This is a genomic window from Pseudoalteromonas sp. DSM 26666 (genome assembly GCF_900116475.1).
GTDB classification, from domain to species: Bacteria; Pseudomonadota; Gammaproteobacteria; order Enterobacterales; family Alteromonadaceae; genus Pseudoalteromonas; species Pseudoalteromonas tetraodonis.
The window spans coordinates 93,465-107,468 of the sequence record NZ_FPAR01000009.1 but is presented as its reverse complement, the minus strand read 5'-3'; the positions used below and the strand labels follow the sequence as shown (position 1 = coordinate 107,468).

Here is a 14,004-nt window from a genome sequence, read left to right as displayed (position 1 = left end):
AAGAGTAAAAAGATACCCATAACTTAAAATCTCATTGGCCACACTCAAAATCAAACTTAACATTAATAAAAAAGCAGTTTATGATTGTTTCACTTTTAGGAATATTAATAGCACAAGGAAGCGGGTGCATTTACTTCATACACTTTACAAAATCGTGATTCTAAGCGTTTTATGCTTATTTCACAGTGCACTCGTCGCGCGCCCTATTCACTTAGATACATATTCTAGTGAACAGGGGTTATCGCAAAATTCGATTACTTGCAGTATCACTGACAAGCAAGGGTTTCACTGGTTTTCGACACAAGGCGGTCTTAATCGCTTTGATGGTTATGAGTTTAAACGCTTTAAGTCTCACCCTACTGAGGCTAGCATTTCAGGAAACTGGGTCACCGATTGTCTGGCTGCCGATCAACATGCTATCTGGTTTTCTACAGCCAGTAATGGTTTAAACTTACTTGATACTCAAACCGGTCAATTTAAGGTTTTTAATACGCAAACTGAGTTGGCTATTACTGATAATCGCATTTGGTCATTAGCTTCAGATAGTCTAAATAATATTTGGTTAGGCCATGAGCATGGAAAGTTAACGCGTCTAAATATAGTTAAGAATGAAGTAGAGTCGTTTAGCTATAATAGCCCCGAGCAAGCTAATACCGTCATACAAGATATTGTTATAGATACTCAACAAAATGTCTGGTTAGCAACCAACGAAGGATTAATTAAGTTTAACCCAAAGCATAAAACCTTTAATCACATTGCGGGAAGTCATAAAAATTTATGGCGGCTGCAATTAAATACACAAGGGCAGCTATTACTAGCAAGCAAACAAGGCCTTAGCTTATTTATTCCAACAACAGAGGCTTTTCTAGAGTTTGCTCAGTTTGCAGGTGTATGGATCACCGATATCTTAGTTGACGACACCGATACCTTGTGGCTAACAAGTTATGGTAAAGGTTTATTTTACAAAACAGAGCAAAGTACATCTAAAAATAATTTTCAGCACATACCGCACAATAAGCAGCAACTAAATGGGCTTGCTAATGATTACCTATTGTCACTTTATCAAGATCGGTTCGGTATCATTTGGATTGGTACAGATGGCTATGGGTTACAACGTTATGATAAAAAGCAAAATCAATTTTCGCATCAACAGCACTTGAGCGATGATGACAATACCATTAGTCATAATTTTGTTCGCGCTCTACTCAAAGATACACAAGGCCAATTATGGGTTGGTACTCGTGACGGTTTAAACAAACAAACCGACACAGGTTTTAAGCACTATAAAGTTAACTCAAAATTACAAAGCGGCCTAACCAATAATAATGTCTTTAGCCTGCATGAAGATAACAAGCAGCGACTTTGGATTGGCACTTATGGCGGCGGATTACTGCAATATAAACCAACTGAAGATAATTTTATTACCTATACAATGCAAAGCCATCAGCTTAGCAGCGATCGTGTTTATGCGATAACGAGCGATCCTAAAGGAAATTTATGGCTAGGTAGCAATCAAGGTTTAACACGCTTTAATCCCGACACCTTAGAGGTTCAACATTACAAGCACGACGACTCGACTAATAGTCTTGCTAACAATACCGTGTTTACTCTGCTTTTTGATCAAAATGCGAACGGATTATGGGTCGGGACGCGTGCAGGTTTAGATTATCTAAGCATGGAAGATGAATCATTTACTCATTACCCCGCCAATCAGGCATCGCAAACGGGTTTAAGCCATAATATGGTCACCTCTTTGCACCTGCAAAATAACGATACTTTATGGGTGGGTACCTTTGGTGGTTTAAACCGCCTTGATAAAAAAACACAAAAAATCTCTTACATTACCGAACATGATGGATTACTAAACGATAATATTTTTGCCATTAAAGATGATAGTAAAGGCTACTTATGGCTAAGCAGTAACCAAGGACTGACTCGCTATAATCCCACGAATCAAGCTATGCAGCATTTTTTACCTCGTGACGGCGTGCAGCATAATTCGTTTATTTTAGGTGCCGCTTTTCAAGCACCTGATGGCGAGCTATTTTTTGGCGGAATCAATGGCTTTAATCAGTTTTACCCTAGTAAACTGCAACTGAGTACTTCAGCCCCAACCCCAGTATTAACTGAGCTATTAATTTACAACCAAGCAAGTAAAACAAAAAACTATCTAACAGATCAAAAACAGCCCGCAAAACTAATAAACCATACTAAAAAACTCTCTTTTCCAACCAGCCAAGGGGTCATTGGCTTTAAATATGCCGCCATTAATAACGCTTCATCGGCTAATCAATACCAGTATGCTTACAAGCTAAATGGTTTAGATAAGCAATTTATCTATACCGATGCAAGCCAACGACAAGTTAACTATTCACAGCTAAGTGCAGGTAACTATCAATTACAATTAAAAGTAAAAGATCAATACGGGCAATGGAGCAAAGTTCACACTATGCTAAAGCTGACAGTAACGCCTCCTTGGTGGCAAACGCAATTAGCCTATGTGGCTTATTTTATAATAGTTTTGATTATTACATGGTTAATTTTAGCGTCACGCTATCGAGCTAAAACCGCAGAGCAACTCATTCAACAAGAAAGAAAGCTCAATCAACTAAAGACCCAATTTTTAGATAACATTAGTCATGAACTTAAAACGCCATTGAGCTTAATTTTAGCGCCAGTAGAAAACTTACAACAGCAACAACTTGGTGCTCAAGCACAACAACAAGTTTCTATAATTAAGCGCAACGGGCACCGCCTTCTTAATTTAATCAATGAGTTATTACAGTTAAGTCAGCGTCCAAGTTCGGCTACAGAGTATGTATCCGCTTATTCTTTAAGCCCTTTTGTAGCGCAAATAGTAGACGACTTTGCTATTTTGTTTGCCCAAAAAAATATTAATTTTTCCTTTAACGATACGACGCAACAGCCTAGTTACATAAATTTAGAAACTAAACATACTTTATCTATTATTGATAATTTATTGACCAATGCACTTAAATACACCCCATCAGATGGAACCGTTAATCTAACGCTTTCTAACACAAACAATAATGTTGTTATAACGGTATCTGATACTGGTATTGGTATTGAAGAGCACCAGCAAGCGCTTATTTTTGAACGCTTTACTCGTATTGCAACACACAACCAAACAGGCAGTGGTATAGGTCTCGCTCTGGTTAAGCAGCTTGTAGAGCAATACGACGGGCAAATTTCATTAGCCAGTAAAATAAACAAAGGAAGTTGTTTTACAGTCACGTTGCCATTGTGTGAATCAGATAACTTATTAACGGATAAACAACTAGCGTCCTCTCATACTATGCTGGTAGAAAACAACAAAAAACTACTCATTGTTGAAGATAACGAGGAAATGCGTGAGTTACTGGTTTCATTATTTAGTGATAACTACACCTGCCTCACCGCTATCAATGGAGAAGGAGGGCTAGTGCTGTGCCAAACTCAAATGCCCGATATAGTGCTCAGTGACGTAATGATGCCTACGATGGATGGATATCAACTTCTCAGTGCCATTCGCTCAGATATCTCTATTAATCATATCCCTGTTTTATTACTCTCTGCCAAAGCAGACAATCGCAGCCGAATAAAGGGGCTTGATTTACTGGCCGATGACTACCTGTGTAAACCCTTTGAAGCATCATTATTAAAAAGTCGGGTTCATGGCTTATTAGGCATCCGTGATGCGTTAAATAAGCACCTAATAAAACAGTTATCAGCCCAAGCACATGCTGTGACCTTAGATGCACAAATAGAGCAGAATAAAGATTACACGTTTACAGAACGCTTAAAAACAATCTTGCGTGAAAATTACCAAAATGAACTGTTTAGCGTGGAAGAGTTTGCCAGTGCAATGTGTTTGAGCCCTCGTGCACTGCAATTAAAAATGAAAGCACTTTTTGACATTACACCCAGCGATTACATTCGCAATACCCGCTTAGAATATGCAGCAAAATTATTAACTGATAGCGACTTAACCATAGGTTTAGTTGCAGATAACACCGGCTTTAGTTCTCAAAGTTACTTTGCCCGTTGTTTCAAAGCCAAATATTCACTTACACCAAAACAATACAGAGAAGCGCAAACATGTAAAAGTAATTAGCTTCGCGTGTGTACTCAAAGCTTTCGCCTGAGTACTATTTTTAAGCTACTGATTTATTTAAATTAACCTTAATTAGCCATTGCTAAAAAAATAACTACAAATGTAATTAAGCACATAAATTAAGGAAAATCCTATGCTCTCATCCATACAAAAAACGCTACTTGCCACAGCATTAATAACCAGCTTAAGCGCATGCCAAAGCACCTCAACAAACGTTACTTCAAATCAAAACTCGCCTGACATTAATGAAGTAAGCAAACAGCAATACAATGGCCCTAAAGCACGTATCGCCGTGGCCCGTTTCACTGATAAGTCGAATAACTCTAGATGGTGGCGAAAAGAAATTGGTGAAGGTATGGCAGATCAACTTACCACCGCACTTGTTGGCACTAATCGCTTTATTGTATTAGAGCGCCAAGCACTAGACGCTGTACTTTCAGAGCAAGATTTAGCTGTATCAGGCAGAGTGAGTGCACAATCGGGTGCTGCGTATGGCGAAATTGAAGGCGCTGAGATTGTCGTCGTTGCAGCGGTTACTGAATTTGATGATGACAGTTCAGGGGCAAGTGTTGGTTCAGGCGGCTTTATTGGTGATGTGTTTAGTTCTGTTTCAGCTGGCTTTTCTGGATCGCATATGGCTATTGACCTAAGGTTAATTGATACACGCACTTCACGTATTTTAGCTGCAACTAGCGTTGAGGGTGGTAGCAAAGATTTTGATTTTACCAGCGCAGCGACTAACTTTGGTGGCGCACTCGTTGGAGGAAGCCTTAGTGGTTGGTCAGACACTCCAAAAGAAAAGGCACTACGAGAAGTAATAATTAAAGCCGTTGAATTTTTAGAAACTAAAATTCCAGATACCTATTATCGCTATAACCAAAACAACACGCTTGCAGCAGGCTATACAGCGCCACCGCCGCCAAAAGTAACTAGTAAAAAAGCAGCACCTGCTGCCGTCGCTGTCGATGTGCCGAATCATAGAATGCCACATTACGAAAAAATGGACTTGGCTATGTCTCGTATGAACTTGGTTTGCTTAGGGTATTTAAAAAACCAACCTAATTATGAAGAGTTTGAAACTGAAGACGTTAAGTACGACCGTCAAACTGTATTAGCACTGCGCGAGTATCAACAAGAGAAGAGCTTGAAAGTAACGGGCCTTGCCGATGAAACAACAAAGAAATCTTTAGATGACTCAAAATGTTTAGCAAAAACTCAACAGTCAGGGCTAGAAAGCTTAGGCAACATGTTTAAGTTTAACTAATCAGCACCTTTGATTTTTAATTAAGCAATAAAAAAGCGGCTACTCTATAGCCGCTTTTAATCTACTCGTAATAACTCACCGCGATAAAAATCACACAGTAACCATATTTGTTCAAATTGATGGGTATTTGGAAAACATACTTTTTTGACTGCCGCTTCAAAGTCGCTCTTATGCCAAATAGTACTAGCGTTACGAATTAACAACCACGTACGCTTTGAATAATAACGCTTAGTCGCTTTTTGTTTTAATAAGCGCTCCAACGCTGATTGCAACCGGTGTTCGCTTGGTTGTTGCGCCATGTCGGCTAAATCACGCTGCATTTGTATCGACAGTGGCCGGCCTAACACGGCCATGGCTTCCGTTTCACTGGCGTATAAATGCGCCACCTCTATATCGAGTTGCTGATTTTCTTGATAACAGCTTACATCGGGTCTATTTGGTTCATTGTGCCAAATATGGCGCATATGAATTCCCGTTTGCTGTTCATAACATCGCAAAAACAACTTGGCCGCATCGTGCTCTAATTGTTGTTTTTCGGCATCACTGCTGCGCTTCATTCAACACCTTATAAACGTCATTTAACAGCGATGAAGCGCCAAACCTAAATGTATCTGGTGCTAAATAATCATGCCCCATAATCTCGGTTGCTAGTTGCAAATAAGCATTTGCATCTACTGCGGTCTTGACTCCACCAGCAGCCTTAAAACCAACTCGCTTTGATGATTTTTTGATGGCTTTAAGCATTATTTCAGTCGCTTCAAGCGTGGCATTCACCGCTACTTTTCCTGTACTAGTTTTTACAAAATCAGCCCCGCCTTGAATGGCAAGCTCGGTTGCTTGAGTAATAAATGCTGCTGTTTTTAGCTCGCCAGTTTCAATGATCACTTTGAGCTTAGCACGGCTGCCACATACCTTTTTACTTTCACTCACGTATTCCAGCACGGTATCTGCTTCACCTTTTAAAAGCGCTTTATAAGGAATAACTAGGTCAATTTCATCGGCCCCCCGCTCTATGGCTATCAGGGTTTCATTGAGTACTTCATTGAGTGGCGCATCACCAGAGGGAAAGTTAGTTACGGTGGCCACCTTTACATGGCTCAATAAGCGATTAGCAAGTGCTATTTTAGCGTCATCAACAAATTCACTAAACACACAAAGCGCAGCAGGCGTGCCTAGCTTAGGGTTTATACTGTTTACTAATGCGTTAATACTGGCTTGACTATCATCAGTGTTTAAACTGGTTAAGTCCATTAAGCTAACGGCTAGCGTGGCGTTTTGAGTATTGTTTGTCATTTTATGCCTATGAAATTGTGTGACCTTAAACTATATAAGAGCATCATAGCTTAAACTTGCTATAGCTCATAACCAAACACTATAAGCGCGTTTTTTATACTAAATGTCACTCTACCCCTTACTAAATACGATTTAGACCTAAAAAACATGATTGATATAACTTTTAAGAATATCAACTAAGATTTAATTATTTTTTACTTATCAATAGCCACTATATTCTGCTTCTCAGTTAAACACTTTATTATTTTTAGGGGCGTTATTCAGTGCAATATTTACCTATCTTTACCAAACTCGACAACAAACCCGTATTGGTTGTTGGCGGTGGAGAGGTTGCCTTGCGAAAATGCCGTGCGTTTTTAAAAGCACGCGCCGATGTAACGCTAGTTGCTCCTTGGTTTTGCGAAGAATTAAAAGAACATGCGCATAATGATGAAGTAACATTAATAGATGCCTATTTTGAAGAGTCGCATCTTGATGGCAAAATTTTGATTATTGCCGCCACCGACAACGATGAAGTAAATAACACCGTATTTGAACTCGCCAATGCGCGTAATGTGTTTGTAAACGTGGTGGATGATCAACCTAAATGTACCTTTATTTTCCCCTCTATTGTTGATCGCAACCCAATTACCATTGCGATTTCAAGTGCAGGTACCGCGCCGGTTTTAGCAAGGCGCTTACGTGAAAAGCTCGAAACACTTATTCCGCAGCATATCGGCCCACTCGCTAACTTGGTCGGTGGCTTTCGCCATAAAGTAAAGCAACGCTTTAAACATTTTGCTGATCGTCGCCAATTTTGGGAAGGCGTGTTTGATTCATCAGTAGTAAGCAAAGTCCAAACCGGTGATACCCATGGCGCTGAGCAACAACTAGAGCAAATGCTAGATGCCAAAGTTGAACCAGAAGGCGAAGTATACGTAGTCGGTGCAGGCCCTGGCGATCCAGAGCTACTCACACTAAAAGCGCTGCAACTAATGCAACAAGCCGATGTGGTGGTATATGATTACTTGGTATCCGATGAGATCATGGAATTAGTGCGTCGCGATGCCGATTTAATCTGTGTGGGTAAGCGCTTAGGCGATCACAGCGTAGCTCAAGAAGATACAAATAAGATGTTGGTTGATTTAGCACAACAAGGTAAAAAAGTGTGCCGAATTAAAGGGGGCGACCCATTTATTTATGGCCGTGGTGGCGAAGAAGTCCAAGTACTGGCAGCCAATAACGTAAATTACCAAATAGTGCCAGGTATAACGGCAGCCGCGGGATGTAGTGCCTACGCAGGTATTCCTTTAACGCATCGCGACCATGCTCAGGCTATTCAGTTTGTTACCGGACACTGCAAAAAAGAAGGACAAGAACTTAATTGGCAGTCGCTTGCACAAAAAAACCAAACACTGGCTATTTATATGGGGGTAATTAAATCGCCGCATATTCAAGCCGAGCTATTAAAACATGGGCGAGCAGCAACAACACCAGTGGCCATAATTGAAAACGGCACACGCAAAAATCAACGTGTTGTCACAGGACAGTTAGACCAATTAGCACAGCTCATTGAGCAGCATCAAATTATTTCACCCGCTTTACTGATTATTGGTGAAGTAGCTTCGCTGCATCAAGAATTACACTGGTTTGGCGAAAAAGCACAGATCAGTAGCTTTGCTCAACCGCTGACAGACGTAGCGTAGTTTAACAGATTTTAATTTAATCATTTTAGTAGGACGACCAACAATGGCTTTAACTCACCTTCAGCAACTTGAAGCTGAAAGTATCAAAATCATGCGCGAAGTCGCCGCTGAGTTTGAGAACCCAGTTATGCTTTACTCAATCGGTAAAGACTCATCGGTACTTTTGCACTTAGCTCGTAAAGCATTTTACCCTGCAAAAATTCCGTTTCCGTTATTACACGTAGACACCAACTGGAAGTTTCGTGAAATGATTGAGTTTCGCGACCGTTTAGCCAAAGAGTATGGCTTTGATTTAATTGTACACAAAAACCCTGAAGGCATCGAAATGGGTGTAGGCCCATTCACCCATGGTTCGGGTAAACATACCGATATCATGAAAACTCAAGGCTTAAAGCAAGCGCTGAATAAGTACGGTTTTGATGCAGCATTTGGTGGCGCACGCCGTGATGAAGAAAAATCACGGGCTAAAGAGCGCGTGTATTCATTTCGTGATAAACACCATCGCTGGGATCCTAAAAACCAACGTCCTGAGCTTTGGAATACCTATAACAGCCAAGTGAATCCAGGTGAGAGTATTCGAGTATTCCCACTATCTAACTGGACTGAACTAGATATTTGGCAATACATTTATCAAGAAAATATCGAAATGGTGCCACTGTACCTTGCTAAAGAGCGCCCTGTAGTAGAACGCGACGGTACCTTAATCATGGTAGATGACGATCGCATGCCGCTTAATGAAGGTGAAGTACCGCAAATGAAGTCGGTTCGCTTTAGAACCTTAGGCTGTTATCCACTCACTGGCGCGGTTGAATCAACGGCAAGCAGCCTAACAGAAATTATTGAAGAAATGTTGCTATCGTCGTCATCTGAACGTGAAGGTCGGGTGATTGATCATGATTCAGCAGGCTCTATGGAGAAGAAAAAACGTGAGGGGTATTTCTAATGTCTAACCTAAATAACGATACATTTAACGAAGTAAAAGAAATTGGTATAGACGCTTACCTAGCACGTCAACAAGATAAAAGCTTATTACGTATGCTAACGTGTGGCAGTGTGGATGACGGTAAATCAACCCTAATTGGACGCCTACTGCACGATAGTCACCAAATTTATGAAGATCAGCTAGCTGCACTTCATAAAGATAACGAAAAAGTAGGTAATGCCGGTGAAGAACTTGATTTAGCATTGTTAGTTGATGGCCTACAAGCTGAGCGTGAGCAAGGCATAACAATTGACGTAGCGTACCGTTATTTCTCAACCGCTAAGCGTAAGTTTATTATTGCCGACACCCCTGGGCATGAGCAGTACACCCGTAACATGGTAACGGGTGCATCAACCAGTGATGTTGCCATTATTTTAGTGGATGCACGTTATGGCGTGCAGGTACAAACTAAGCGCCATAGCTTTATTTGTGACTCATTAGGCATCAAACAGTTTGTGGTTGCGGTTAACAAAATGGATATTGTTGATTTTGACGAAACCGTTTATGAAAAAATTAAAGCCGATTATTTAAAATTTGCCGAGCAACTTAACGTATCAAACATTAAGTTTGTGCCTATGTCGGCGCTTAAAGGCGATAATGTAGTAACTCGCTCTGCACACACTCCTTATTACACCGACAAACCATTGCTTGAGCTGTTAGAAGACTCTCCGGCAGCTGAAATCGACACTGGTTTTGAAGCGCGCCTTCCGGTGCAGTATGTGGTTCGCCCTAATTTAAACTTCCGTGGTTTTCAAGGCACGCTGACCTCAGGTAAATTACGCGTTGGCGATGAGATAAAAGTACTGCCTTCAGGTAAAACATCTAACATTAAAGAGATTGTGACTTTTGATGGCAACCTCGACACCGCCGAAGCAGGCCAAGCAATCACGGTTACTCTTAATACTGAAATAGATATTAGCCGAGGGGACGTTATTGTGCCTGCGAATTCGCAAGCGCAAGTAACCAACCAATTACAGGCTAAAATTGTGTGGATGCACGAATCGCCATTAGTACTAGGTAAAAGCTATAACCTAAAACTAGGCAGCAAAAACACCTCGGCTATGGTCACTAAAATAGACCACACTATTGATGTAAACACCCTAGAGCATGGCAGCGCAGATTCATTACAGTTAAACGAAATTGCGATTGTGACACTGGAGCTCACCGAGACTATTTTAGCGGATCAGTACCATCACAATCACGAAACAGGTTCGTTTATTCTTATTGACCGTTTATCAAACTTAACGGTTGCAGCAGGAATGATAGAACAGGTACTACAAAGTGAAGAAAATGCGGGTAAATTTAGCGACTTTGAAGTTGAGTTTAATGCCCTCGTACGCAAGCACTTTCCACATTGGCAAGCGCTTGATATTTCAAAGCTATAACGTTTAATAACCGCCTGTTAGGAATATTTAAAGCATGGTAGAACAGCTCATTTTAACAGGCATTATGTTGCTTTTAGTCGGGTGCCTATTTGGCACCCGTATTAACCCTGCGTGGTTATTTGTCAGTGCCATAGGCACCAGCTACCTAGCGGGGTTAATTGACTTAGAAAACATGCTGGTTAATTATACTAACCCATCATTAATTACCTTAGTGTTATTAATTTTAGTGTCGATAGCGATAGAAAAAACCACGCTTATTCAACGCTTAGCTAAATCGTTATCCAGTGGCAGTTTAGTTAAATCAGTGACCAAGCTTGGGCTTTCTACAGCGTTTTTGTCTTCCTTTACTAACAATACCGCGGTGGTTGCCTCCTTAATTACCGCCATAAAAGATAACCCAAACCACTCCCCTTCAAAGCTGTTGCTACCCTTGTCGTACACCGCAATTTTAGGCGGTACTATTACACTCATCGGTACCTCTACTAACTTAATCGTAAATGGCTTTGCAGTAGATGCGGGGATGGCGCCATTAGGCTTTTTTGATTTTACCTTAGTGGGTTTAGGCGCACTCAGTGTGGGCTTAATCACTATTTTAGTTATGCTAAAATGCCTGCCCGACAACGGTAAAAATAGCCAAGAAGTGGTGCCTTTTTATTTAGAAGGGAAAGTACAAACCGGCTCTAAACTAATAAACCGCACCGTAGAAGAAAACGGTTTACGCGATTTAAAAGACTTGTTTTTGGCTGAAATTATTCGCGATGGCAATCGCATTTGCGCCGTGACCCCCCAACATATTATTCAACAAGACGACATACTGCTGTTTGTAGGCGATATAAAGTCGGTACCTTTGCTCACTCGCTTTGACGGCTTAAAAGTGGTGCATGACAAACACGAAAAAGACATAGAGCACCTCGTTGAAGTTGTCGTTAGTCAGTCGTCTAAGTTAATTGGCAAAACGGTAAAAGAAGCCCGCTTTAGAGAGCAATTTCATGCGGCCGTTATTGCTATTCGCCGTGGTCACGACCGCTTACAAGGCGGGCTTGGACAAGTGCGCTTACAAGCGGGTGATTCATTAATCCTCGCCCCTGGTAAAAGCTTTTATGACTTAACTAACTTAAAGCGCGAATTTGTGTATATTTCAGGGCTTGATTTACAAACCCACCTCGGTGCAAAACAATCAAACATTGTATTGTTAAGTTTTGCAGGTGTGCTGGGGTTAAGTATTTTAGGCGCCGTACCGCTGGTTAAAGGCTTGTTAGTGTTACTTATTGGCCTCATGCTGTGTGGTACTATTAAGCTGAGCGAAATAAAACGCCGCTTTCCTATTGAGTTACTTGCCGTAGTAGGCAGTGCCATAGGTTTAGCTAAGCTGATGATAGGCACAGGCCTTGCTGGGCAAATATCAGATGCCATGTTTGTAGTGCTTGGCGACTTTGGCCCTTATGGCGCGTTTATCGCAATCTTTTTAATGACGGTATTATTTACCGAATTGATCACTAATAACGCCGCAGCGGCACTGTCGTTTCCGGTTGCCTACTCATTGGCTATTGGCTTTAACGTAGAACCTTTGCCGTTTATTATGGCGGTTGCATTTGGTGCCTCAGCCAGCTTTATTTCACCTTTTGGTTATCAAACTAACTTAATGGTTTATAGCGCGGGTAACTACCGACTAAAAGACTATGTAATGATGGGGCTACCCCTTTCTATTATTTATTCAATTACCGTACTGACTTTGATCCCGCTGGTATTTCCGTTTTAATGCCCGCGCTTATAGCATAAAGAGACACAGCAAATGGATAACAATATTGTTTGGCATAATTACGCCACCACTAAAGTACAGCGCAGCGAACAAAAAAAGCATAAGAGCGCTATTATATGGTTTACTGGTTTTTCTGGCTCAGGTAAAAGCACCGTCGCTAATGCACTAGAAGCGGCACTCAATCAGCAAGGCGCGCACACGTACCTACTTGATGGCGACAATGTACGCCATGGTTTATGTAAAGATTTAGGCTTTAGCGATGCCGATCGCGTTGAAAATATCCGCCGCGTAGGCGAAACCGCCAAGCTAATGGTTGACGCTGGTTTGTTAGTCCTTACTGCGTTTATATCTCCTTTTAAAGCTGAGCGCGACATGGTTCGTGAATTAGTAGATGAGGGTGAATTTATCGAAGTTTTTATCGACACCCCTCTTGAGGTGTGCGAAAGCCGCGATCCAAAAGGCTTATATAAAAAGGCGCGCGCCGGTGAAATTAAACACTTTACTGGGATTGATTCAACTTACCAGCCGCCGGTTAATCCTGAAATAATTTTAGATACCAGTAAAAACACCCTAGACCAATCGGTAGCTCAGCTGATAACGTATCTAAAACATCAGCATATACTATAGGCCCATGTAATGAACCAAACTGAACTGCTAGAAGAAACCCTTATTCTCGCCCGCAAAGCGGGAAGCGCGATTATGGGTATTTACAATAAAGACTTTAACGTTGAGTACAAAGCCGATGAAAGCCCTGTAACCGACGCCGACTTAGCAGCTCATAAGATCATTAGTGCAGGACTAAAAGAGCTCACCCCCGATATTCCTGTGCTTAGTGAAGAAAGTGCCGATATTGGTTGGGATGTACGCCAAACATGGAAAAGCTACTGGCTGGTTGACCCAATCGATGGCACCAAAGAATTTATAAAAAAGAACGGCGAGTTTACCGTTAATATTGCCCTAATCGAAAATGGCAAACCGGTTTTAGCCGTGGTTGATGCCCCTGCACTGGGTGTATCTTATTTAGCCGCCGAAGCCATTGGTGCTTTTAAAGATAAAGGCGATGAGCGCATCGAGCTTAAAGTGACCACCAAGCCTAACAAAGGCCTTATTCGTGTTGTAGGTAGCCGCTCGCACCCTTCCCCTGATTTAGCTGAATTTGTAAAACGCTTTGATGAGGTTGAAATGGTGTCAAAAGGCAGCTCACTGAAACTGTGTTTAGTCGCCGAAGGCAGCGCCGACATATACCCGCGCTTAGGCCCAACTTGTGAATGGGATACCGGCGCAGGCCACGCCATCGCTGAAATAGCCGGCGCTAAAGTCACTCAACTTGATGGCAGCCCGCTTTTGTACAACACCAAAGATGAGTATTTGAATCCATTTTTTGTGGTATCAGCACTCGAAGAATAAAGGCAGTTGAGCGTAAGTTGGGTTGAGCGAGCCGAAACCCAACAAGTATTTACCACTTTAACAAATACATATAAATATTTTCCTCACACTCTTAACTCCAAAAGTGATGATTATT

The 14,004-nt window shown here is 41.4% G+C and carries 10 protein-coding genes; 8 read left to right on the top strand and 2 right to left on the bottom strand.

The genetic code is table 11. The features are described from left to right. Nucleotides 1-124 precede the first annotated feature (124 nt). Nucleotides 125-4,114, top strand: coding sequence for a hybrid sensor histidine kinase/response regulator transcription factor (locus BM380_RS15260; RefSeq protein ID WP_090495062.1), 3,990 nt, complete (start codon nt 125-127; stop codon nt 4,112-4,114). Nucleotides 4,115-4,247: 133 nt separating this feature from the next. Further along, nucleotides 4,248-5,378 (top strand): CsgG/HfaB family protein, encoded by a 1,131-nt coding sequence (locus BM380_RS15255; protein ID WP_013463841.1) that lies wholly within the window; start codon nt 4,248-4,250, stop codon nt 5,376-5,378. A 56-nt stretch (nt 5,379-5,434) separates the two neighbouring features. Here the strand turns inward: BM380_RS15255 and BM380_RS15250 are convergent, their stop codons facing one another. Both BM380_RS15250 and deoC read right to left on the bottom strand, forming a co-directional pair. Continuing rightward, nucleotides 5,435-5,935, bottom strand: coding sequence for a hypothetical protein (locus BM380_RS15250; RefSeq protein ID WP_013463840.1), 501 nt, complete (start codon nt 5,933-5,935; stop codon nt 5,435-5,437). Beyond that, a complete protein-coding gene (deoC, locus tag BM380_RS15245; RefSeq protein ID WP_058154042.1) occupies nt 5,919-6,671 on the bottom strand; it encodes a deoxyribose-phosphate aldolase in 753 nt (250 codons plus the stop codon). Before deoC ends, BM380_RS15250 begins: the two co-directional genes overlap by 17 nt. A 263-nt stretch (nt 6,672-6,934) precedes the next feature. On the opposite strand from deoC, the gene cysG reads away from it, so the two are divergent. Genes cysG through cysQ form a run of 6 tightly spaced genes read left to right on the top strand, consistent with a single transcriptional unit; the run spans nt 6,935 to nt 13,889 of the window. Then, nucleotides 6,935-8,356 (top strand): siroheme synthase CysG, encoded by a 1,422-nt coding sequence (gene cysG / locus BM380_RS15240; RefSeq protein ID WP_033103597.1) that lies wholly within the window; start codon nt 6,935-6,937, stop codon nt 8,354-8,356. 43 nt (nt 8,357-8,399) lie between these two features. Then, a complete protein-coding gene (cysD, locus tag BM380_RS15235) occupies nt 8,400-9,299 on the top strand; it encodes a sulfate adenylyltransferase subunit CysD (RefSeq protein ID WP_013463837.1) in 900 nt (299 codons plus the stop codon). After that, nucleotides 9,299-10,723, top strand: coding sequence for a sulfate adenylyltransferase subunit CysN (gene cysN / locus BM380_RS15230; protein ID WP_028835949.1), 1,425 nt, complete (start codon nt 9,299-9,301; stop codon nt 10,721-10,723). The genes cysD and cysN overlap by 1 nt, the downstream gene beginning before the upstream one ends. 34 nt (nt 10,724-10,757) lie before the next feature. Beyond that, on the top strand, nt 10,758-12,482 hold the full coding sequence (locus BM380_RS15225; protein ID WP_090495061.1) for an SLC13 family permease: 1,725 nt from the start codon (nt 10,758-10,760) through the stop codon (nt 12,480-12,482). A 33-nt stretch (nt 12,483-12,515) separates the two neighbouring features. Continuing rightward, nucleotides 12,516-13,109 carry an adenylyl-sulfate kinase gene (gene cysC, locus BM380_RS15220; protein ID WP_013463834.1) on the top strand — a complete coding sequence of 198 codons (594 nt, stop codon included), beginning with the start codon at nt 12,516-12,518 and terminating at the stop codon, nt 13,107-13,109. A 9-nt stretch (nt 13,110-13,118) separates the two neighbouring features. Next, nucleotides 13,119-13,889 carry a 3'(2'),5'-bisphosphate nucleotidase CysQ gene (gene cysQ / locus BM380_RS15215; protein ID WP_033103599.1) on the top strand — a complete coding sequence of 257 codons (771 nt, stop codon included), beginning with the start codon at nt 13,119-13,121 and terminating at the stop codon, nt 13,887-13,889. The last annotated feature ends 115 nt before the right edge of the window (nt 13,890-14,004 follow it).

Coding starts and splice junctions, on each gene's coding strand:
- BM380_RS15255 (WP_013463841.1), top strand. CDS start 4,248: ATGCTCTCATCCATACAAAAAACGCTACTTGCCACAGCATTAATAACC.
- BM380_RS15250 (WP_013463840.1), bottom strand. CDS start 5,935: ATGAAGCGCAGCAGTGATGCCGAAAAACAACAATTAGAGCACGATGCG.
- deoC (WP_058154042.1), bottom strand. CDS start 6,671: ATGACAAACAATACTCAAAACGCCACGCTAGCCGTTAGCTTAATGGAC.
- cysD (WP_013463837.1), top strand. CDS start 8,400: ATGGCTTTAACTCACCTTCAGCAACTTGAAGCTGAAAGTATCAAAATC.
- cysN (WP_028835949.1), top strand. CDS start 9,299: ATGTCTAACCTAAATAACGATACATTTAACGAAGTAAAAGAAATTGGT.
- BM380_RS15225 (WP_090495061.1), top strand. CDS start 10,758: ATGGTAGAACAGCTCATTTTAACAGGCATTATGTTGCTTTTAGTCGGG.
- cysC (WP_013463834.1), top strand. CDS start 12,516: ATGGATAACAATATTGTTTGGCATAATTACGCCACCACTAAAGTACAG.
- cysQ (WP_033103599.1), top strand. CDS start 13,119: ATGAACCAAACTGAACTGCTAGAAGAAACCCTTATTCTCGCCCGCAAA.